This window comes from Streptomyces sp. NPDC002889 (assembly GCF_042888425.1).
In the GTDB taxonomy this organism is placed as follows: domain Bacteria; phylum Actinomycetota; class Actinomycetes; order Streptomycetales; family Streptomycetaceae; genus Streptomyces.
Map to the genome: position 1 here is coordinate 202,931 of NZ_JBIAPT010000010.1, position 20,038 is coordinate 222,968.

At 71.6% G+C, this 20,038-nt stretch carries 18 protein-coding genes and 2 pseudogenes; 11 read left to right on the forward strand and 9 right to left on the reverse strand.

Features of this window, described 5'->3' with window-relative positions; all coding sequences use genetic code 11:
* Positions 1 to 492, forward strand: coding sequence for a hypothetical protein (locus ACFYWI_RS17365; RefSeq protein ID WP_389232343.1), 492 nt, complete (start codon positions 1 to 3; stop codon positions 490 to 492).
* 112 nt (positions 493 to 604) lie between these two features.
* Here the strand turns inward: ACFYWI_RS17365 and ACFYWI_RS17370 are convergent, their stop codons facing one another.
* Positions 605 to 820: a dodecin gene (locus ACFYWI_RS17370; RefSeq protein ID WP_389232347.1), complete on the reverse strand. Its 216-nt coding sequence runs from the start codon at positions 818 to 820 to the stop codon at positions 605 to 607.
* A gap of 339 nt (positions 821 to 1,159) precedes the next feature.
* On the opposite strand from ACFYWI_RS17370, the gene ACFYWI_RS17375 reads away from it, so the two are divergent.
* The 3 genes and pseudogenes from ACFYWI_RS17375 to ACFYWI_RS17385 form a co-directional block, all read left to right on the forward strand.
* On the forward strand, positions 1,160 to 2,410 hold the full coding sequence (locus tag ACFYWI_RS17375) for an extracellular solute-binding protein (RefSeq protein ID WP_389232350.1): 1,251 nt from the start codon (positions 1,160 to 1,162) through the stop codon (positions 2,408 to 2,410).
* A 142-nt stretch (positions 2,411 to 2,552) separates the two neighbouring features.
* Complete coding sequence (locus ACFYWI_RS17380; protein WP_389232353.1) at positions 2,553 to 3,380, forward strand: GNAT family N-acetyltransferase; 828 nt, start codon at positions 2,553 to 2,555, stop codon at positions 3,378 to 3,380.
* A pseudogene (locus tag ACFYWI_RS17385) lies at positions 3,377 to 3,910 on the forward strand (lysophospholipid acyltransferase family protein); the annotation flags it as partial. The gene ACFYWI_RS17380 and the pseudogene ACFYWI_RS17385, both read left to right, overlap by 4 nt.
* Positions 3,911 to 4,203: 293 nt before the next feature.
* Here ACFYWI_RS17385 and egtD read toward each other — a convergent pair.
* From egtD to egtA, 4 genes are read right to left on the reverse strand one after another with little or no spacing between them, the layout of a single operon-like run.
* A complete protein-coding gene (gene egtD / locus ACFYWI_RS17390; RefSeq protein ID WP_389232356.1) occupies positions 4,204 to 5,196 on the reverse strand; it encodes an L-histidine N(alpha)-methyltransferase in 993 nt (330 codons plus the stop codon).
* Positions 5,193 to 5,948, reverse strand: coding sequence for an ergothioneine biosynthesis protein EgtC (gene egtC, locus ACFYWI_RS17395; RefSeq protein ID WP_389232359.1), 756 nt, complete (start codon positions 5,946 to 5,948; stop codon positions 5,193 to 5,195). Before egtC ends, egtD begins: the two co-directional genes overlap by 4 nt.
* The gene (gene egtB / locus ACFYWI_RS17400; RefSeq protein WP_389232362.1) at positions 5,948 to 7,264 is read right to left on the reverse strand and encodes an ergothioneine biosynthesis protein EgtB; all 1,317 of its coding nucleotides are present in this window, start codon (positions 7,262 to 7,264) and stop codon (positions 5,948 to 5,950) included. Before egtB ends, egtC begins: the two co-directional genes overlap by 1 nt.
* On the reverse strand, positions 7,261 to 8,535 hold the full coding sequence (gene egtA / locus ACFYWI_RS17405; protein WP_389232365.1) for an ergothioneine biosynthesis glutamate--cysteine ligase EgtA: 1,275 nt from the start codon (positions 8,533 to 8,535) through the stop codon (positions 7,261 to 7,263). Before egtA ends, egtB begins: the two co-directional genes overlap by 4 nt.
* 125 nt (positions 8,536 to 8,660) lie before the next feature.
* On the opposite strand from egtA, the gene ACFYWI_RS17410 reads away from it, so the two are divergent.
* Positions 8,661 to 9,494 carry a TIGR02452 family protein gene (locus ACFYWI_RS17410; RefSeq protein ID WP_389232368.1) on the forward strand — a complete coding sequence of 278 codons (834 nt, stop codon included), beginning with the start codon at positions 8,661 to 8,663 and terminating at the stop codon, positions 9,492 to 9,494.
* On the opposite strand, the gene ACFYWI_RS17415 is transcribed toward ACFYWI_RS17410, so the two are convergent.
* Entirely contained in the window at positions 9,479 to 9,973 is a 495-nt protein-coding gene (locus ACFYWI_RS17415; protein WP_389232371.1) for a type II toxin-antitoxin system PemK/MazF family toxin, read from the reverse strand. The genes ACFYWI_RS17410 and ACFYWI_RS17415 overlap by 16 nt on opposite strands.
* 165 nt (positions 9,974 to 10,138) lie before the next feature.
* Between ACFYWI_RS17415 and ACFYWI_RS17420 the strand changes: the two genes are divergently transcribed.
* Complete coding sequence (locus tag ACFYWI_RS17420; protein ID WP_389232374.1) at positions 10,139 to 11,161, forward strand: LacI family DNA-binding transcriptional regulator; 1,023 nt, start codon at positions 10,139 to 10,141, stop codon at positions 11,159 to 11,161.
* Positions 11,162 to 11,230: 69 nt separating this feature from the next.
* On the forward strand, positions 11,231 to 11,500 hold the full coding sequence (locus ACFYWI_RS17425) for a hypothetical protein (RefSeq protein ID WP_389232377.1): 270 nt from the start codon (positions 11,231 to 11,233) through the stop codon (positions 11,498 to 11,500).
* Between the two features lie 358 nt (positions 11,501 to 11,858).
* On the opposite strand, the gene ACFYWI_RS17430 is transcribed toward ACFYWI_RS17425, so the two are convergent.
* Complete coding sequence (locus tag ACFYWI_RS17430) at positions 11,859 to 13,385, reverse strand: IclR family transcriptional regulator C-terminal domain-containing protein (protein ID WP_389232380.1); 1,527 nt, start codon at positions 13,383 to 13,385, stop codon at positions 11,859 to 11,861.
* Between the two features lie 142 nt (positions 13,386 to 13,527).
* On the opposite strand from ACFYWI_RS17430, the gene ACFYWI_RS17435 reads away from it, so the two are divergent.
* Complete coding sequence (locus ACFYWI_RS17435; protein ID WP_389232384.1) at positions 13,528 to 14,712, forward strand: thiolase family protein; 1,185 nt, start codon at positions 13,528 to 13,530, stop codon at positions 14,710 to 14,712.
* 109 nt (positions 14,713 to 14,821) lie between these two features.
* On the opposite strand, the gene trxA is transcribed toward ACFYWI_RS17435, so the two are convergent.
* Entirely contained in the window at positions 14,822 to 15,199 is a 378-nt protein-coding gene (gene trxA / locus ACFYWI_RS17440; protein ID WP_389232387.1) for a thioredoxin, read from the reverse strand.
* A gap of 128 nt (positions 15,200 to 15,327) precedes the next feature.
* Here trxA and ACFYWI_RS17445 point away from each other — a divergent pair, with 128 nt between their 5' ends.
* Complete coding sequence (locus tag ACFYWI_RS17445; RefSeq protein WP_389232390.1) at positions 15,328 to 16,761, forward strand: dihydrolipoyl dehydrogenase family protein; 1,434 nt, start codon at positions 15,328 to 15,330, stop codon at positions 16,759 to 16,761.
* Positions 16,762 to 16,896: 135 nt separating this feature from the next.
* Positions 16,897 to 18,084, forward strand: coding sequence for a glycoside hydrolase family 64 protein (locus ACFYWI_RS17450; RefSeq protein WP_389232393.1), 1,188 nt, complete (start codon positions 16,897 to 16,899; stop codon positions 18,082 to 18,084).
* A 148-nt stretch (positions 18,085 to 18,232) separates the two neighbouring features.
* Here ACFYWI_RS17450 and ACFYWI_RS17455 read toward each other — a convergent pair.
* Positions 18,233 to 18,551 (reverse strand): annotated as a pseudogene (locus ACFYWI_RS17455) (tetratricopeptide repeat protein); the annotation flags it as partial.
* A 131-nt stretch (positions 18,552 to 18,682) separates the two neighbouring features.
* On the opposite strand from ACFYWI_RS17455, the gene ACFYWI_RS17460 reads away from it, so the two are divergent.
* Entirely contained in the window at positions 18,683 to 19,648 is a 966-nt protein-coding gene (locus tag ACFYWI_RS17460) for a pirin family protein (RefSeq protein WP_389232396.1), read from the forward strand.
* Positions 19,649 to 20,038: the final 390 nt, after the last annotated feature.

The following is a 20,038-nucleotide window of genomic DNA, read 5'->3' on the forward strand; positions in this document are numbered from 1 at the left end:
GTGACAGGCAGCAGCAGGCCTCTGGCCGTATTCGATCTCGACGGGACGCTCTCGGACTCGGGCCACCGCCAGCACTTCCTGGAGCGCCGCCCGCGCGCCTGGGATGCCTTCTTCGCGGCCGCGCCCCAGGACCAACCCCTCGACGAGGGCGTGGCGTTGTGTCTGGCGGCCACGGCGGAGTCCGAGGTCGTCTACCTCACAGGTCGGCCCGAGCGGTGCCGGAAGGACACCCTCGACTGGCTCGAGGCGCAGGGCCTGCCCGAGGGGCGCGTTTTCATGCGGCGCAACGACGACCGGCGGCCGGCCCGCAGGACCAAGCTGGAGATCCTGCGCAGGCTCGGCCGCGACCGGGAGATCCGGATGCTGGTGGACGACGACGAGTTGGTGTGCGACGACGTCGAGCGGGCGGGTTTCCGGGTCGTAAGGGCCCGATGGGCCGGCGGTGCGACCGCCGCGATGCGGGACGCTCAGGAGCGCAAGGGCCGCACCTGACCTGCCCTGTGCCCTTGTGCGCGCCATGCCGCCGGGCCGCGCCGGCCGGGACCGTATCCGCCGGGACGCGCCGACGGGGGCCGTACCCGCCGGGTGACCCGTACCGGACCGGTCAGACGCCGTCCTCGAGCCGGAAGCCGACCTTCAGGCCGACCTGGAAGTGCTCGATCTGCCCGTCCACCATATGGCCGCGGATCTGGGTGACCTCGAACCAGTCGAGTTCCCGCAGTGTCTGGGACGCCCGGGCGATGCCGTTGCGAATGGCCTGGTCGAGGCCCTCCTGCGAGCTGCCCACGATCTCGGTGACCCGGTAGGTGTGATTCGACATGTGCGTCGCGCTCCTCTCATGCGTTCACTCCACCGTGCCCCACCCCGGGGCGGCGCGCGAGGCGGACCAGGTTCTCACTCCGTAGCAGGCCGGCTCACGCGCGCCGCCCCCCGGGCTACCGGGCCGGCCTTCGAGGACACCGCCCCCGTGACCCCATGACGGACCGACAGGGGCCGGCACAGCGATCGCCTCGGCACCGCGGCGGGCTCTCGGCCTCCCTGCGCGGTCTTGACCGACCCTTTGGTCCATACCAAAATCCAGCCCACACACCCTGGCGAGCGCGCGCGCTTCCCCCCACGTCGGGTCCATCCTCCTTGCCCACGCAGAAGGTGACCTCTGGTGCTGAACCGCTCGCTCGCTCTGCCCGCCGCACTCGTGTGCGCCGCCACGCTCGGCGGCTGCGGGCTCGTTCCGGGTACCGGTTCCGACACGCACACCGTGCGGATCTGGCTGATGCAGGACAGCGTTTCCGAGGAATTTCTCGAGCGCTTCACCACCGCGTACGAGAAGGATCATCCGTCCGTCGATCTGGAGGTCACCTTCCAGGAGTGGACGGGCATCGGTAAGAAGATCACCACCGTGCTCGGGAGCGACAGCGCCCCGGACGTCATCGAGGTCGGCAACACCCAGGTCGCCCAGTACGCGCAGAGCGACGGTCTGCTCGACCTCACCCTCGAATCGGTACGCGACCTCGGCAACGAGGAGTGGCTGCCCGGCCTCGCGGAACCGGGCAGCATCGACGGCTCGCAGTACGGTATCCCCTGGTATGCCGCCAATCGCGTCGTCATCTATAACAAGGACCTGTTCGCCGAAGCGGGCATCAAAGTGCCCCCGAAGACCCGCACCGAGTGGCTGGAGGTCTCCGAGAGACTCGACGTCGGCGGCAACCAGGGCATCTATCTCTCGGGCCAGGACTGGTACACCCTGGCGGGCTTCATCTGGGACGAGGGCGGCGAGCTGGCCGTCGAGCGCGGCAGCGGCTGGGAGGGGACGCTTCACACCCCGGCGGCGCTGCGCGGCATGGAGTTCTACAAGAAGCTCCAGTCGCACGGCAACGGGCCCAGGAACGCCGACGAGATGACACCGCCACAGGCCGACGTCTTCGCCGAGGGCACGGTCGCCCAGATGATCGCGATACCGGGCGCGGCGACCGTCATCGAGAAGGCGAACCCGGCGCTCAAGGGGAAGCTCGGCTACTTCCCGGTACCGGGCAAGACGTCGTCCGTGCCCGGCTCGGTGTTCACCGGCGGTTCGGATCTGATCGTGCCCGAGAACGCGCGGGAGCGGGCCGCGGGCGTGGAGGTCGTCAAGGCGCTGGCGAGCGAACAGTGGCAGAGGGACCTGGCCAGGACCATGAACTACGTTCCCAACAAGACCACCCTCGCCGATGTCATCGAGGGGGAGGAGAGCACGGCGGCGATGGCCGCGGGCGCGGCGCAGGGCAGAGCCACCCCGAACTCACCGCAGTGGGCCGATGTCGAGGCCGACAATCCGATCAAGCCGTACATGACGGCCGTGCTCCAGGGCGCGGACCCCGCCCGCGCGGCCCGTGCCGCCTCCAAGCGCATCACCTTGGGGCTGTTGCCCTGACGCCGCCAATGCCCGGCATTCAGCGTTCGCACATCCGCTCTCCGCCGGGCGGTCATGTCGAATCCAGTCGGCCACGGAAGAAGTAAGGAGCCGGGCCGCCGCACCCGCGGTCCGCCCCCTTCGTCCGGCACAGGAGCCCGCCATGCCCGCATCCCCCCTCGTCGTTCCCGCCCCGCTGCCCGCCCAGGCGACCGCGCCCGCGCCGGCCGTCGTTCCCGTCCCCGTCCCCGAGAACGGCGAGCCACGCTACGTCGTCTCGCTCGCCCGCGACCAGGAGGGGGTACGGGCCGCACAGCGGCTGCGCCACCAGGTGTTCGCCGGGGAGATGGGTGCCCGGCTGGACGGTCCGGAGCCAGGCCTCGACATCGATGCCTTCGACGCGTACTGCGACCATCTGCTGGTACGGGAGGCCGACACCGGGGATGTGGTCGGCACCTACCGGCTGCTGCCGCCCGAGCGTGCCCGCGTCGCCGGACGGATCTACTCGGAGACCGAGTTCGACCTCTCCCGGCTCGACCCCATCCGTCACGACCTCGTCGAGGTCGGCCGCTCCTGCGTGCACCCCCTGCACCGCAACGGCGCCGTCATCGCGCTGATCTGGGCGGGCCTGGCGCGCTACATGACCCGCAGCGGGCACAACTGGCTGGCCGGCTGCTGCTCCGTCCCGCTCGCGGACGGCGGCACGCTCGCGGCAGCCACCTGGGACACGGTGAAGGCCAAACACCTCGCACCCGAGGAGTACTGGGTCACCCCGCACAAGCTGTGGAGCCCCGACGCCGTCGCCCGGCCCGAAGGGCGCACCGAGCTCCCCCCGCTGCTGCGCGGCTATCTGCGGCTCGGCGCCTGGGTGTGCGGGGCACCGGCCCACGACCCGGACTTCGGCGTCGCCGACCTGTACGTCCTGCTCTCCCTGCACCGCACCAACCCCCGTTACCTGCGGCACTTCCTCTCCCTTGCTCCTGTGCGATGAGCGCCTGGCTGCCCACTGCCCCCTGCACGCCGCAGGGCTGCGCCACCCATCACGGCCCGGCGGCCGGCCGGATCGCCGCCGGTGCCCGGCTGCTGGCCGGCACCTCGGCCGTCGCCGCCGGTGTGCTGCTCGCGCCGCTCGCCCTGCTTCTCGGCGCCGGTTTCCGTGACCGGCTGACCCGCTGCTGGGCGCGTGCGGTGCTGCGCGCCTTCGGGGTACGCATACGGATCGTCGGACGCGCGCAGCCGCGGCGGGCGTCCCTCGTGGTCGCCAACCACATCTCCTGGCTGGACATCCCGCTGGTCGCGGCGATACTCCCCGGGCGGATGGTCGCCAAGAGCGAGATCCGCCGCTGGCCGGTCCTCGGGCCGATCGCAGCCCGCGGCGGCACGGTGTTCCTGGAACGGGACCGGCTGCGCACGCTGCCGGCGACCGTGGCGTCCATGGCGGCGGTCATGCGCGGCGGCGCCAGGCTGGTCGTCTTCCCCGAGGGTTCCACCTGGTGCGGCCGTGACCAGGGAAGATTCCGGCCGGCCGCCTTCCAGGCCGCCCTGGACGCGGGCGTCGCCGTCCAGCCCGTACACATCAGCTACTCGCCCACCGGCGCGGCCGCGTTCGTCGGCGAGGACCCGCTGACCGCGTCGCTGTGGCGGGTGGTGGCGGCCGGCGGGCTCACCGCGGAGATACGGCTGCTGCCGCCGATCCTCCCGGGAGCCTGTGCCGACCGCCGCTCACTGGCCGCGGCCGCCCAGCGGGTCGTCACTGGGCGGGACGTCGCACAGCGGAACGTCCCTCAGCGCGACGCCGTCCGGCCCACTCTCGCTCAACGCGGCATCGGCCGGCGCGACACCGTGTCGCCCGACGTCGCGAGACTGAGCGCGAACCTGCCCTCCTCGTCCGTCCACCAATGCGTCAACTCCATACCCGCATCGGCGAGTTCCTTGCGCACGCCCTCCTGACGGAACTTCGCGGACACCTCCGTGCGCAGCTCCTCGCCTGCCTCGAACGGCACCACCAGATCCAGCTCGGGGATCTTCACCGTCAGTGCCGAGCGCGCCCGCAGCCGCATCTCGATCCACTCGTTCTCGCTGTCCCACCGGGCGACATGGTCGAAGTCGGCCGGGTCGACGTCGGCGCCCAGCTCCCGGGCGATGACCGCCAGCACGTTCTTGTTGAACTCCGCCGTCACCCCGGCCGCGTCGTCGTAGGCCTGTACGAGCACGCCCTCGTCCTTCACCAGGTCCGTGCCCAGCAGCAGACTGTCCCCGGGTGCCAGCAGCGAGCGCACCGAGCGCAGGAACACCGCCCGCTCGGCGGGCAGCAGGTTGCCGATCGTGCCGCCGAGGAAGGCGACCAGACGCGGCCCCGGGGTCCCGGGCAGCGCAAGCCCCCGGGTGAAGTCGGCGATCAGCGCATGCACGTTCAGCGCGGGCCGCTCGGCGAGCAGCGCCTGCGCCGCGCCGGTGAGCGCGCTCTCGCTGACATCGACGGGCACATAGCTGTCCAGGCCGGGCAGTGCGTCCAGCAGATAACGGGTCTTCTCCGACGACCCGGATCCCAGCTCCACCAGGGTGCGTGCGCCGCTCGCCGCGGCGATCTCGGTGGCACGGGCGGCCAGGATCTCCCGTTCCGCCCGGCTGGGGTAGTACTCGGGCAGTCGGGTGATCTCCTCGAACAGCTCACTGCCACGTGCGTCGTAGAACCACTTGGGCGGCAGCTCCTTGGGGGTACGGGTCAGGCCGTGCAGCACGTCGGACCGCAGTGCGGCGTCCGTCGCGTCCTCGGGCAGGGTGCGGGTGAGCAGGAACGGGCTCATCGATTGGGCTCCTTGAGCTCGGTCAGCAGGACGTCGGTGCGGGTCGCGATGAGCAAGGTGCGATCGGGCGCCTCCTGCCACAGTGGATCGTCGTCGTACGGCTCGGAGGCCACGACCGTGCGTCGGCCGGGCTCGGTCAGGTACCACAAGGTGTCGCCCCACGCGGTTGCGGCGATCTCCCGGCCGTCGGTGAGCAGCAGATTGAGCCGGGATCCCGGCGCGGCCTCCGCCGTCTCGCGGACGGTGTCGGCGAGTGCCTGGCCGAGGCCGTCGCCCGCGCGCAGCCGGTGCAGCACCAGCGCCCACAGCAGCGCCGCGTCGCAGCGGGCCTCCAGCGAGAGGAGGTCCGCCGCGGGCAGCGTCGCGGCGAGCGGCGCCAGCGAGGCGGGCCAGCCCGCCACCGCGCCGTTGTGGCTGAACAGCCACCGTCCGGCGGCGTACGGGGCGGCTGCCGCCTCGCCGTCCGCGCCCGCCTCGGTCGCGTCGCGCACCGCGGCCAGTACCGCTGTGCTGCTCACGACCCGGGCGAGATCGGCGAACGAGAGATCGGCCCAGATCGGCACGGCACGCCGGTAACGGGCGGCCACTGGGTCACCCTCGGCGTACCAGCCGACTCCGAAGCCGTCCGCGTTGACCGTGCCGTACCGCTGGCGGCGCGGCGCCCAGGACTGGCGCAGCAGGGCGTGCGGGGGGTCGACGAGGAGTGCGCCGAGCGGCTGCGGCGGTCCGAGAAAAGCAATATGACGGCACATCAGGCCTGAGCCCCCGCATGCACATCCGCACTCCGCGCCGTACGGAAGCCCGAGAAGATCTGCCGCCGCACGGGCAGGTCCCAGTTGCGGAAGGTGCCCCGGCAGGCCACCGGGTCCACGGCGAACGAGCCGCCGCGCAGCACCTTGTGCTCACTGCCGAAGAAGACCTCGGAGTACTCGCGGTAGGGGAACGCGGCGAAGCCTGGATAGGCCAGGAAGTCGCTCGAGGTCCACTCCCACACATCTCCGATCAGCTGTCGCACACCCAGCGGGGAGGCGCCGCCCGGATAGCTGCCGGCCGCGGCGGGCCGCAGATGACGCTGGCCCAGGTTGGCGTGCGTGGGCGTCGGATCCTCGTCGCCCCACGGGTAGCGTCGTACCCGGCCGGAGGCGGGGTCGTGCCGGGCGGCCTTCTCCCACTCGGCCTCGGTGGGCAGCCGTCGCCCGGCCCAGCGGGCGTACGCGTCGGCCTCGTACCAGCTCACGTGCAGCACCGGCTCGTCGGGCGGCACCTCCTCCACCCTCCCGAAGCGGCGGCGCAGCCACACCCCGCCCTCACTCCGCCAGAACAGCGGCGCGCCGATGCCGTGCTGCCGGATCTGGTCCCAGCCCTCGTCCGCCCACCAGCGGCGCTCGGTGTATCCGCCGTCCTCTATGAACGCCTGGTACGCGCCACAGGTCACCGGCACCGTGTCGATGTAGTACGCGGGCACCAGGCGCTCGTGCGCCGGCCGCTCGTTGTCCAGTGCCCAGGGTTCCGTGGAGGTGCCCATGGTGAACGGGCCACCGGGGACGAGGACTTCGCGCGGCAGGGACCCGTCGCCGTCGGCGGGGGGTTCGGGCGCGGTCAGTGCGGCCGGCCCCTTCCTGAGCTGATGGGTGATCAGCATGGTCTCGTCGTGCTGCTGTTCGTGCTGGGCGATCATCCCGAACGCGAACCCGGCGTCCACCAGCGGGCTGCCCTCCAGCGGCATGCGCTCCAGAATGTCCAGCACACGCCCGCGGACGTCGGAGGCGTAGATACGTGCCTCGGCCGGGGCGAGCAGCGGCAGCGTGGGCCGCAGCGCACGCGGATGCTCGAAGGCGTCGTAGATCGAGTCGATCTCGGGCCGCAGCGCGTCCCGCCCGCCGACGGTACGGAGCAGCCACTGCTCCTCCTGGTTGCCGATGTGCGCCAGGTCCCACACCAGGGGGGACATCAACGGCGAGTGCTGGGTGGTCAGTTCGTCGTCGTCCACGCACGAGGTGAGGGTCGCGGTACGGGTACGGGCGGTGGTGAGCGCCTCCAGGGCGCGCCCGCGCAGATCGTCGGTCATGGGCCAAGTTCCTTAACCAGGGAGGGAAGGCGCAGATCGTCGGCGGGGCAGCGCCCCGGCAGGACATGGCGCTCATGGAATGCGGCGACCGCACCGGACACGGCCGCGGATACGCCGAGGCGCTCCAGCGCCTCCAGCGCGGCGGTGAAGCAGACAATGGCGGTGGCGTGCAGCTCGGGGTCGGCCAGACCGTGGCGCGCGGCCTGTACCCACAGGGGGTTGAGCGGTGCGGGCAGCGAATTGGCCGTCTCGGCAAGGGGTTTGACGGCGCGGTACACCGTCTCGGCCGCCTCGGGATCGTCGAACAGGGCCGCGGTGACGGCGATCGGCACCATCCAGCCGTGCTCGCCCGGCTGGGCGTCGATCATCCGCAACTCCAGGTGGCCGCGCGGGCGCACCGGAGGAAAGAGCGTGGTCAGGTGGTATTCGAGATCGTCTCTGGTGGGTGGGCGGGGTGCGCCCGAGCGTATCCACTGCCGGAAACTGAGCCCACGGGGCATGTCCCAGGGGCCCTCGTCGTGGCGCACACACATCACCGGTGCGTCCAGCGCGTGCGCGGCCCAGGCCGAGCGCGGCTCCGCGTGCAGAGGCGGCGCGACCGGCCGTACGGGGTCGAGGGCCGCCCATACCGCCTGCCGCGTCGACCGCCAGCCGGTGTAGCGCCCTGCGCGGGCCGGGGAATTGGCGAACGCGGCCAGCAGCACCGCGCCCAGCAGATGGGCCAGCTGCCAGCGTCTGCCGTGGCCGAGCGGGCCGGGCTCCGCCTCACCCGCGTCCACACAGACCTGGATGGCGGCCGAGCTGCACATCATGGCCCGCCCCGCCGGACCCGACCGGTCCAGATACGCCTCCATGGCGTCGTAACGGGGCTCGTGCAGCAGTCGGCGCGGCGGATTGCAGGGATCGAGTCCGAGTCCGATGAGAGTGAGGCCTGCCGGGGCGAGTGCCGTGCGGACGGACTCCAGATCGGCGGCGAGCGAGTCGATGCACTCCATCAGGGTGGCGGCAGGTCGCGAGCTGAGCTCCAGCTGGCCGCCGGGTTCGAAGGTGAGAGCGGAATCGAGCGGTAGTGCACGTACCTGGGCGTAAGCAGCGGCGAGGCGGTCTGCGGCGACCCGGCGCTCCGGCCGTCCGCGCTCCTGGACCAGCCATTCGAGCTCCGCCCCCACGGTGCGGGGCGGGCCGTTCTTGAAGCAGATACATCGGAGCAGGTCCTCGGCCTCGTCCTCGGATATCCGACGGCCGCGGTCGTCGGCATCGGGTGGCGGCATGATCGACTCCTCCTTCGAAGGCACTCTGCCAACCTAAGGCCACGGCCACAGGTTCGCACAAGGGTGCCCCTGAGGAGCCGAAATATGTTTGCCGTACCCGCCGCTGGTCACGGACGATGTCCGCCATGAGTGCACGACTGCGGGGGATCGCACGGCAGACCGAGGAGATCGTCGAGGCGGGCGGCTACCGCCTGCCGGACGGGAGCGAGGTGGTGATGTCGAAGGAGTTCGCCGCCGCGCTGGCGGGCACACGGATGTACGGGCCGGGAGCCGTACCGGTGACACCGGACACCGACCGCACCACGACCTTCGAGGTCACGGGCGAGAGCAGCACGGAAGCGGCCCGCCGGATGACCGGGGCCGGACCGGGCGCCGTCGCCGTCCTCAACTTCGCCTCCGCGCGCAATCCCGGAGGCGGCTATCTCAATGGCGCGCAGGCCCAGGAAGAGGCGCTGTGCCGTGCGTCGGCCCTGTACGCGACGCTGCTGCGGGCTCCCGAGTTCTACGCCCACCACCGGGCCGAGCGCAGCCCGTTCTACACCGACCGCGTCATCCACTCACCCGGCGTGCCGGTCTTCCGCGACGAGCGCGGACGCCTGCTGGAGCGGCCCTGCACGGTCGGCTTCCTGACCTCGCCCGCCCCCAACGCGGGCGTGATCACCAGCCGTACGCCCGGCGAGGCGCACCGCATCCCTGCCGCTCTCGCCGCCCGGGCGGAGCGGGTCCTGGAGACGGCCGCCGAGTGCGGCTACCGCAGACTGGTGCTCGGCGCATGGGGCTGCGGAGTCTTCCGCAACGACCCGGCGGCGGTCGCCGGGGCCTTCCACGCCCTGCTCGGTCCGGGGGGCCGATTCGCCGGGCACTTCGACGAGATCGTCTTCGCGGTGCTGGACCGTACGGCCGGACGGGCGACGCTCGGCGCCTTCAGGCGCACATTCGCCGCTCAGCTCCAGCCGTAGCGCTCGCGCAGCCGCCGCACGACCGTGTCGAACCGCGGCCGGTCCAGGGCGCACGCCTCACGGCGCATCCCGTCCTCGTGCACCCGCAGCACCCGGTCGATGTCCACCCACGACGGCCGCCGTGCGCTGTCCCAGGGCCCTTCGCCGATCGCCACCCACTCGCGGTCGTCGTCGTGCGGCTTGCTGGACAGCTGCACGGCGAGCAGGGTGCCGGCCGGCTCCCTGGCCACCACCAGCACCGGCCGGTCCTTGCCCCGGCCGTCGTTCTCCTCGTACGGCACCCACGTCCACACGACCTCGCCGGGGTCGGGATCGCCGTCGCGGTCCGGGGCGTAGGAGGTGCGGACCGGACCTACCTGCGAGGGGTCGGCCTCGGTCGTCGCCCCGGGGCCGCCGCGGCCGGGCAGGCCGGCGGGGTCGTCAGGGCTGTTCGGGTGGCCGGGGCCGTTCGGGCGGGTGGAACGGGAGAAGATCGTCACCGGTTCACCGTAGGACCTCGAGGCCATTCGGATCCAGCCATACCGCTCGTCGCCGACCTCAAGGCAGCCGGGCCGGGGCGCAGTTGGACCCGGCGATAGCCACGGACGTTTCCGGCCACACCTCGGATCCCGCCCCCACACGGGTCTGGAAGTATGCCGAGGGCGATGAGCCAGACACCCGAACAGCCGTTGGAACGCTCCGTCCCCACCAGTGCCGACGTCGCCCGGCTGGCCGGAGTCTCACGGGCCACCGTCTCCTACGTGCTCAACAACACCGCCGCCGTACGGATCAGCGAGCCCACCCGCCGCCGCGTGCGGGAAGCCGCCGAGGAACTGGGATACGTACCCCATGCCGCCGCCCGCAGCCTGCGCGCGGGACACACCCGTATGGTGCTGCTGCCCGGAACGCACATACCGGTCGGGCCGCTCTACAGCCGCTTCCTGGGTGAATTCCAGTCCGCCCTGCGCCGCCTCGACTACACCGTCGTCCAGTACGGAGGCATCGGGCTCGACGGCGACGAGGCCGCCCGCGCCTGGGCCGAACTGCGCCCCGTCGCCGTCGTCTCGCTCGGTGAGGTGACACTCACCCCTCACGGCGTGGACGTGCTCAAACGCTCCGGCGCGCGGGCGGTGATAACGCTCGGACCGCGGCGCGTCGAGGGCGCGCACTCGCTCGTGATGGACCAGCGCGAGGTGGGCGGCTGCGCCGTCACGCATCTGATCGGGCGGGGCAGGCGGTCGATCGGCGTCGTCATGCCCGAGGAGCACGGGCTGCGGATGTTCTGCGAACCCCGTTTCGAGGGCGCCCGGAACGCCGCGGCCTGCAAGGGCGCGCGCATCGAGCCCCTGCCCATGGCGTACGAGGTGGAATCGGCCCAGGCACTCGCCGCCCGCTGGCGCTCACTTCGGCTCGATGCCGTGTTCGCCTACAACGACGAGTACGCGATGCTGCTGATGCGTGCCCTGCAGGACGAGGGCATCGACGTGCCGCGCGAGAGTGCCGTGGTCGGCGCGGACGATCTGCTCCTCGGCAGGCTGCTGCGCCCGCGCCTGAGCACCGTAGCGATCGACCTGGTCGCGGGCCGCAGACTGGCGGAGCTCGTGGACCGCGTCGTGCGTGATCCGGGCAGCGAGCCCGAACACCATGACCTGATGACGGCGCGCCCGGTGCACCGAGAGTCCAGCTGACCCGCAGCCCTGCCCCCACGCGCCGGTGACGACATGCGCCCCGGGCGACGGGTGTCTAGCGTCGCTGGCATGAGCACTCATCCGCAGCGCTTCGAGATCCTGGTGGTGCCCGAGCACATCGAAGGCGATGACGCCGCCCACCTGGCCGAACACGCCATCCGATCGGCTGTCGTGGAGGCGACCGGGCAGCTCGGCCGCTCCGGCTACCCGCGCTATGTCGGCGACGGCGTGGAGGCCGACATCGACCCGGCCACCCTTACGGTCGAGGCACTGCTGGTGGACGGCGCGGAACTGGACTACGGCCTCTCGGTCCGTGTCATCGAGTCGAAAGAGACCTGAGACTGCGGGAGGCACGTCCCGCCCGCCTCAGCGGCCGGCGTACGCGTCGGGCGGCGGCGACGGCCGGTGCAGGGCGGCGGGGCCGGGCCGACGGCGGTCCCCGGGCGCGGAACACCTCTTTCGGATCTTGCCGAACCTCGCGTGCCCCGGCAGGCACTGCCCACAGCCGTCGGACGGAAACCGCCCCCGCACGCTGCGTGCCGCGAACGCCCCGTATCCCTTCGAGCACGGATGCCGGCCCCGCATCGGCTCCTGCCTGGCCATCCGCGCGCACCGGAATCCCGCTCGCGAGGACCCGCGAGGAGCAGGGCTGCCAGGCACGCGCCGGCCTCTTCTCCCGTCCGGCCCACGATGCCGTTCAGGCCTCGGAGCCCGGCCCGAGGGGCGGCGCAGCGCCCGCGCCCACGCTTCCCAGCGCCCTCAGCTCCGTCTCGATACGCCTCGCCGTCTCCCGCAGCGCGGGCAGCAGCGCCGCGCTCATCCCTTCCGCCGTGTCCCGGCCGGCATGCTGGGCGACGTTCAGCGCGGCCACCACCCGGCCCGCGCCGTCCCGCACCGGAACGGCCAGTGATCGCAGGCCCTCCTCGAGTTCCTGGTCGACCAGAGCGTGGCCGGATGCCGCGACCTCGTCGAGCAGGGCGCCCAGCCGGGCCGGTGAGGTCACGGTGTGGCCGGTCAGGGCCGGGAGCTCGGGCGGCAGGGGCGGTCGCCCGCCGGGCGGGAGCCCGGCCAGCAGCACGCGCCCCATCGCGGTCGCGTACGCCGGGAAACGGGTGCCGACCGTGATGTCGATACTCATGATGCGTACCGTCCCCACCCGCGCCGCGTAGCGGATCTCGTTGCCGTCGAGTACCGCGAGCGACGCCGACTCCTGTACCTGGCGCACCAGGTCCGCCAGATGCGGCTGCGCGACGTCGGTCATACCCAGCGCGCCAAGCCGCGCACAGCCCAGTTCGAGCACCCGTGGCCGCAGCGCGAACCGCCCGTCCGCCAGGCGCACCAGACCGAGCCCCTCCAGAGTCAGCAGCGCCCGTCCGGCGGTTGCCCTCGGCTGCCCGGCCGCCGCCGCCACCGCTGTCAGCGGCATACCCTCGCCCGTGTCCCCGCCCAGCGCCCGGAGCACGTCGAGCCCCCGGGCCAGGGACTGCAGATAGCCGGGACCGATCTCGCGCTTGACCTCGAGGGACGCCTCGGGGGCGGACGCCGCGGTGTCCGGCGCCGGTCGCGGCGCGGCGAGCGCGGACTCCAGAGGGCCGCGCAGTTCCCGCAGGCGCGGGAGTACGGCCCGGGACAGAGACTCCACGGTGTGCCGGTTCGCATGGCTCGCGACGCTGACCGCGCACACGACGCGGCCGAGGGGGTCGCGCAGCGGCACCGAGACCGCCACCAGTCCGGGCTCGATCAGCTGGTCGTCGCCCGCCCATTCCAGCGCGTCGTCCCGGAACAGCGCGCCCGGCGCACAGCGCTCGGCCGGCAGCGCATCTCCCACCCGGAAGTTGAGGTTCATGGTGCGCCTGCGCGACGCCCGCAGCACGATCCGCACCAGGTCCCCGTCCGGGACCGCCACCGAGACCGACGCGTCGAACTCGTCCGCGAGCTTGTCCACCTCGGTCCCCAGCGCCGCCGGGATCCCGCTCGCGCGCAGATACGCCCCGCTCAGCTCCAGCAGCCGGGGCGCGAGCGCCACCTCACGCCCGTCACCGCGCACGAGACGGAGCCGGGCGAGCGTGGACAGGGCCCGGTCGACGGTCGAGCGGGCCAGCCCGGTGGCACGTGCGAGGTCGCTGTGGCGCATGCGGTCGTCCGCGCCCGGCGCGGACAGCGCGCGCAGGACGGCGAGCCCACGCGCCAGCGGTCCGACCATGGCGGACGAGTCGATGGGCATACGACGTGCTCCTTCGGCCGTTGACAGCGGGCAGCGCCGGGCAGAGACTCGGGCGCGGATCAATTGTGAACCAAAGTTCACCAGGCGAACAGACGCAGGCGAACAACGCCCACCCCGAACGCCCCAGCCCCGGGAGAGACCGATGAGCATCCGCGACGTCTACATCGTCGACGCCGTCCGCACGCCGATCGGCAGGTTCGGGGGCGCCCTCGCCTCCGTACGCCCCGACGACCTGGCCGCGCACGTGGTCAAGGCGCTCGTGGACCGCTCGCCGGAGCTCGACCCTTCCCGTATCGACGATGTCGTCTTCGGCGACGCCAACGGCGCGGGCGAGGACAATCGCGACGTCGCCCGGATGGCGGTTCTACTGGCGGGTCTGCCGGTCTCGGTCCCCGGTGTCACCGTCAACCGCCTGTGCGGCTCGGGAATGGAAGCCGTCATCCAGGCCGCGCGTGCGATCGCGTTGGGCGATGCGTCGGTCGCCGTCGCGGGCGGCGTCGAGTCGATGTCCCGCGCCCCCTGGGTGCTGCAGAAGCCCGAACGGGCCTACCCCGCAGGCCATCAGCAGCTCCACTCGACCACGCTCGGCTGGCGCATGGTCAACCCGAGGATGCCCGCCGAGTGGACCGTGGCGCTCGGTGAGGGTGCCGAGCTCGTGGCCGACAAGCACGGCATCACCCGCGAGCAGCAGGACGCCTTCGCGCTGGCGAGCCACCGCAAGGCCGCCGAAGCATGGGCGAAGGGACTGTACGACGGCGAGGTGGTCGCGTACGAGGGCGTTGACCTGCCCCGCGACGAGTGCATCCGCGACTCCACGTCCATGGAGGCACTCGCCAAGCTCAAGCCCTCGTTCCGCACGGACGGCACGGTGACGGCAGGCAGCTCGTCCCCGCTCAACGACGGCGCCGCGGCGCTGCTGCTGGTCGACGAGGAAGGACTGCGGGCGACCGGGCGGGAGCCTCTCGCCCGGATCCGCGCCTCGGCAGTCACCGGGATCGAGCCGCAGCTGTTCGGCCTCGGCCCGGTCGAGGCGGTCGGGCGGGCGCTCGCCAAGGCCGGCCGGACCTTCGCCGATCTGACCACCTTCGAGCTCAACGAGGCCTTCGCCGCCCAGTCCCTCGGTTGTCTGGCCGAATGGCCCGAACTGGACCCCGCGCTGGTCAACGCCCGCGGTGGCGCCATCGCCATCGGTCATCCGCTCGGCGCGTCGGGGGCCCGGCTGGCCGGCTCGGTCGCCCACCAGCTGGCCGCCGCGGGCTCCGGCACCGGCGTCGCGGCCCTGTGCATCGGCGTGGGCCAGGGCATCGCGCTCGTCCTCGAGCGCTGACGATGTCACCGGACCACGGGACACCCGCCCGGCACACCGAGGGGCCGCGACCGCATCGATGCGGTTGCGGCCCCTGCCGCGTACGGACGCCCCCGCGGGCGCGCCGTCGTCAGCCCTCAGCGGCGCCGCTCCTGGCGTCCTCGATCGACTTGCGGACCTCGTCCATGTCCAGCGCACGCGCCTGACCGATCACGTCCTCCAGCATCGTCTCGGGCAGTGCACCGGGCTGCGAGAAGACAGCGACACTGTCACGGACGATCATCAGCGTGGGAATCGAGCGGATCTCGAACGCGGCGGCGAGCTCCTGCTGGGCCTCGGTGTCGACCTTGGCGAAGACCAGGTCCGGGTGGCGCTCGGAAGCACTCTCGAAGACCGGGGCGAACTGCCGGCAAGGACCACACCACGAAGCCCAGAAATCGATCAGGATGAACTCGTTGTCGGACACGACCTGATCGAAGTTCTCCTTGGTGAGCTCAACAGTGCTCATGACGCGCTACCTCTTCCTGACGCTGTTGACGTCCGGCGGACTCGCCCCGGACAACGGTGCCCGGGGCTCCGCTATTCCTGCCCCTGCCCATGTGGCCAAGGGGCACACCCGGGATCAGACTGGTCCCTATGACCCAAGCTGTGGAGTACGACGTCGTGGTGCTGGGCGGGGGCCCTGTCGGGGAGAATGTGGTGGATCGCACCAGGGCGGCGGGCCTGAGCACCGCGCTCGTGGAAAGCGAACTGATCGGCGGCGAATGCTCGTACTGGGCCTGTATCCCGAGCAAGACGCTGCTGCGCCCCGTGCTGGCCCGCGCCGACGCACGCCGTCTGCCCGGTCTGAGCGCTTCGGTGCAGGGGTCGCTGGACACCGAGTCCGTGCTGGCCAGGCGCGATGCGATGGTCTCGCACTGGAAGGACGACGGCCAGGTCGCCTGGCTGGACTCGATCGGGGTCCGCATCTACCGCGGCCAAGGAAAACTGCACGGTCCGAAGTCGGTGGTCGTGGAAGGCCCGGAGAGGGAGCGCCACTGCCTGACCGCCCGGCACGCCGTCGTGGTGTGCACCGGCAGCCGCGCCGTCCTGCCCGACATCCCCGGCCTGCTGGGCGCGAAGGCATGGACGAGCCGTGAGGCCACCAGCGCCCGGCGGGCGCCCGGGCGGCTCGCGATCGTCGGCGGCGGCGTGGTCGGGACCGAGATGGCCACCGCGTGGCAGGGGCTGGGTTCGCAGGTCACGCTGCTGGTGCGTGGCGGCGGGCTGCTGCCGCGCATGGAGCCGTTCGTCGGCGAGTACATCGTCGAGGCGCTCACCGAGGCCGGCGCCGATGTCCGGCTGAGCGCCTCCGTGGCAGCCGTCGAACGCCCGGGCGGGACCGGTCCGGTCACGCTGGTCCTGGAGGGCGGCGACCGCGTCGAGGCCGACGAGGTGCTCTTCGCCACCGGGCGCGCGCCGCGCACGGACGGCATCGGCCTGGAGTCGGTCGGCCTGGAACCCGGCTCCTGGCTGTCGGTCGACGACACCTGCCGGGTGGAAGGCAGTGATTGGCTGTACGCCGCCGGCGATGTGAACCGCCGTGCCCTGTTGACCCATCAGGGCAAGTACCAGGCCCGGATCGCGGGAGCCGTCATCGCGGCCAGGGCGCAGCATGTGCCGCTGCTGGAGACCGACCGCTGGGGTGCGCACAGCGCGACCGCCGACCACGCGGCCGTACCGCAGGTGGTTTTCAGCGACCCGGAGGCCGCGGCGGTCGGGCTTTCGCTGGCCGAGGCCGAGAAGGCGGGCCACCGGGTCCGCGCCGTCGACTACGACCTGGGCGCGGTGTCGGGCGCCGGTCTGTACGCCGACGGCTACCGCGGCCGCGCCAGGATGGTGGTCGACCTGGACCGCGAGATCCTGCTCGGCGTCACGTTCGTCGGGCCCGGTGTCGGCGAGCTGCTGCATTCGGCCACCGTCGCGGTCGTGGGTGAGGTGCCGATCGAGCGGTTGTGGCACGCGGTTCCCGCCTTTCCGACGACCAGCGAGGTCTGGCTGAGGCTGCTGGAGTCGTACCGCATCGACTGACCGCCGGGCAGGGGCCGGCCCGGGACAGCGTCCGGCACCGCGCACAGTTGTGTTCAAAACCTTGACGACCACTTCCCCGGGCCTGATTCTGAGAGCGCTCTCAGTCGACTGACGAGGAGGTGGAGCGTGCTTGCCATGCGAAAGTTGCCGGCGTTACTGATCGCCGTGCTGCTGTGCGCGGCGGGGTTCACGACGGCAGGGCCCACGGCGCGGGCCGAGGCCGCGGTGCCCGCGACCATTCCACTGAAATTCACCAACAACTCGGGCCGCAGTGAGCCCATCTACCTGTACAACCTCGGCACTTTGCTCAGTACCGGCCAGCAGGGCTGGGCCGATGCCAACGGCACCTTCCATCCCTGGCCGGTCGGCGGCAATCCGCCCACCCCCGCGCCCGACGCGTCGATCGCCGGACCGCCGGCCGGCCAGTCCAGGACGATCCGGATGCCGAAGTTCTCCGGCCGGATCTACTTTTCCTACGGCCAGAAGCTGGCGTTCAAGCTGACCACCGGCGGTCTGGTGCAGCCTGCCGTGCAGAATCCGAGCGACCCGAACAGGAACATCCTCTTCAACTGGTCGGAGTACACGCTCAACGACTCCGGTCTGTGGATCAACAGCACCCAGGTCGACATGTTCTCCGCGCCGTACGCGGTCGGCGTCAAGGCGGGCAACGGGACCGTCAGGAACACCGGTCATCTGAAGCCGGGCGGCTACAACGGCTTCTACAACGCCCTGCGGGGACAGCCGGGCGGCTGGGCCGACCTGATTCAGACCCGCTCCGACGGCACCGTGCTGCGGGCTCTCGCGCCCGGCCACGGCATCGAGGCCGGCGCCCTGCCGGCGGGCGTCATGGACGACTACATCAACCGGGTGTGGAGCAAGTACGCAGGCTCGACGCTGACGGTGACCCCGTTCGCCGACCAGCCGAACATCAAGTACTACGGCCGTGTGTCGGGCGGCGTCATGAATTTCACCAACGGCGCGGGCGCCGTCGTCACTTCGTTCCAGAAGCCCGACTCGGACAGCGTCTTCGGCTGCTACAAGCGGCTCGACGCTCCCAACGACCAGGTGCGCGGCCCGATCTCGCGGACGCTGTGCGCCGGGTTCAACCGCTCCACCCTGCTGGTCAACCCCAACCAGCCCGACACGAGCAACCTGAACTTCTACCAGGACGTGGTGACCAACCACTACGCCCGCAAGATCCATGCGCAGATGGCCGACGGCAAGGCGTACGCCTTCGCCTTCGACGACGTCGGCGGCCACGAGTCGCTGGTGCACGACGGCAATCCGCTGGAGGCGTACGTCACGCTGGACCCCTTCAGCTGAGACGCGTGACCTCCTGTGGCCGCCCCCCGGCACACCACCCGGGGGGCGGCCCTTGTTCCTTGACCCGGGGGTCGCGCGCGGTCCCACTGTCCAGGAGGAGCGCTGTTGCTGGCCGCACGGCCGCTCGCGTGCCCCCTTCGGGCAGCGGGTCGCCGGACATCGCCGCGGCCATCGGCAGATGCGCTGCCGCGCCCCGCGGCCGACCCTGACGCTCCAGCGTGCTTCCCGGCATGAGCCGCGCACAGTGCTCCATCGGGTCGCGCTCCAGTGCGGCCCGCAACTCCGCCTCCGCCCCGCGCAGCTGCGCGGAGTGAGCAGCAGTCGGGGAGTGACCTGTTCCGGGGCCTCGTCGACCAGTCCGCCGAGGATGCGAGCTGCCGTCGCATACTCCTTGGCGTCGAAGAACATCCGCGCCCGGTCCCGTCGGTCTCGGCGGCGGTCCCGAACTCGTAGTAGCTCTGGTTCACTTGCTCGCCTTCCCCGCCCTCCGTTGCCCTGCGCCTCACGGGCGTCTCAACCGGGGGATCATTGAATGTTCAAATATAGTTTCGGCGTGGGGGCCGACCTCACGCCCCCGTACGGGATTAGGTTGAGCGGCATGAGCAATCTCGATCGTCAGGCCGCCCTGTCCGTCTGTGGCGGTCGGGGATTCGTCGTCGCCGAACCCGTCCGTGAACTCCTCAGTCCCCGCCGCGTCCAGCTCGGAGAGTCCACCGAGGTCCGCCGGCTGCTGCCCAACCTCGGCCGTCGCATGGTCGGCGCCTGGGCATTCGTCGACCACTACGGGCCCGACGACATCGCGGACGAGGCCGGCATGCAGGTGCCGCCGCATCCGCACATGGGACTGCAGACCGTCAGCTGGCTCCATGAAGGTGAAGTGTTGCACCGCGACAGCACTGGTGTGACGGCCACCGTCCGCCCCCGCGAACTGGGGCTGATGACCTCCGGTCGGGCGATCAGCCACTCCGAGCAGAGCCCCACGTCCCACGCGCGCTTTCTGCACGGCGCGCAGCTGTGGGTGGCGCTCCCCGACGCCCGCCGTGACGTCGAGCCGCACTTCCAGCACCACGCCGACCTGCCCCAGGTCACCGCGCCCGGCCTGACCGCCACCGTCATCCTCGGCGCACTCGACGGCGCGGCCTCGCCCGGCACGACGTACAGCCCCATCGTCGGCGCGGATCTCGCCCTGGCCAGCGGCACCGAAGCGATGCTGCCGCTCGATCCCGACTTCGAGTACGCCGTGCTCGCGATGTCCGGCGAGGTCCGTGTCGACGACGTGCCGGTGCTGCCCGGATCGATGCTCTATCTGGGCTGCGGTCGCACCGAACTGCCTCTGCGCGCCGAGTCCGACGCCGGACTGATGCTGTTGGGCGGTGAGCCGTTCGAGGAGGAAATCGTCATGTGGTGGAACTTCATCGGGCGGTCGCATGAGGAAATTGATGAGGCTCGGAAGGCATGGATGGAGGGGGCCCGGTTCGGCGAGGTGAAGGGGTACGACGGTGCTCCCCTGCCGGCTCCCGAACTCCCGCCGGTGCCCCTGAAACCGCGCGGACGAGTACGTTGACCCTGGGGTTATGGGCACTGGTGTACCGAGGAGTCGGGCACGGTGGAGTGCTTGGGCCATCAGTCCGGCGAGTGAGGTAGGCGTGGCGCGGTCATCGGCAGTGAAAACGTAGGGGTGGCCGTATTCGAGCACACAGCAACCGATGGGACGGTGGACCGCCTTCATGGATGAGGTCGGAACGATCAGCGTGTAACGAATGGTCCGTTCCCCCGGTCAGAGCCCCTGCCGCACGGCGGTCGAAGGGGGCCGACACCGGCACCTCGCGCCATCGCGACCACGCACCGGCTCGCCCATGGTCTGCGGGCCTGCCTGCTTCCCCACACCCACCACGGCGCTGACCTGCCACTGCCTCATGGCGGTCACGATCTCTTTGAACTGGGCGTCCAGACC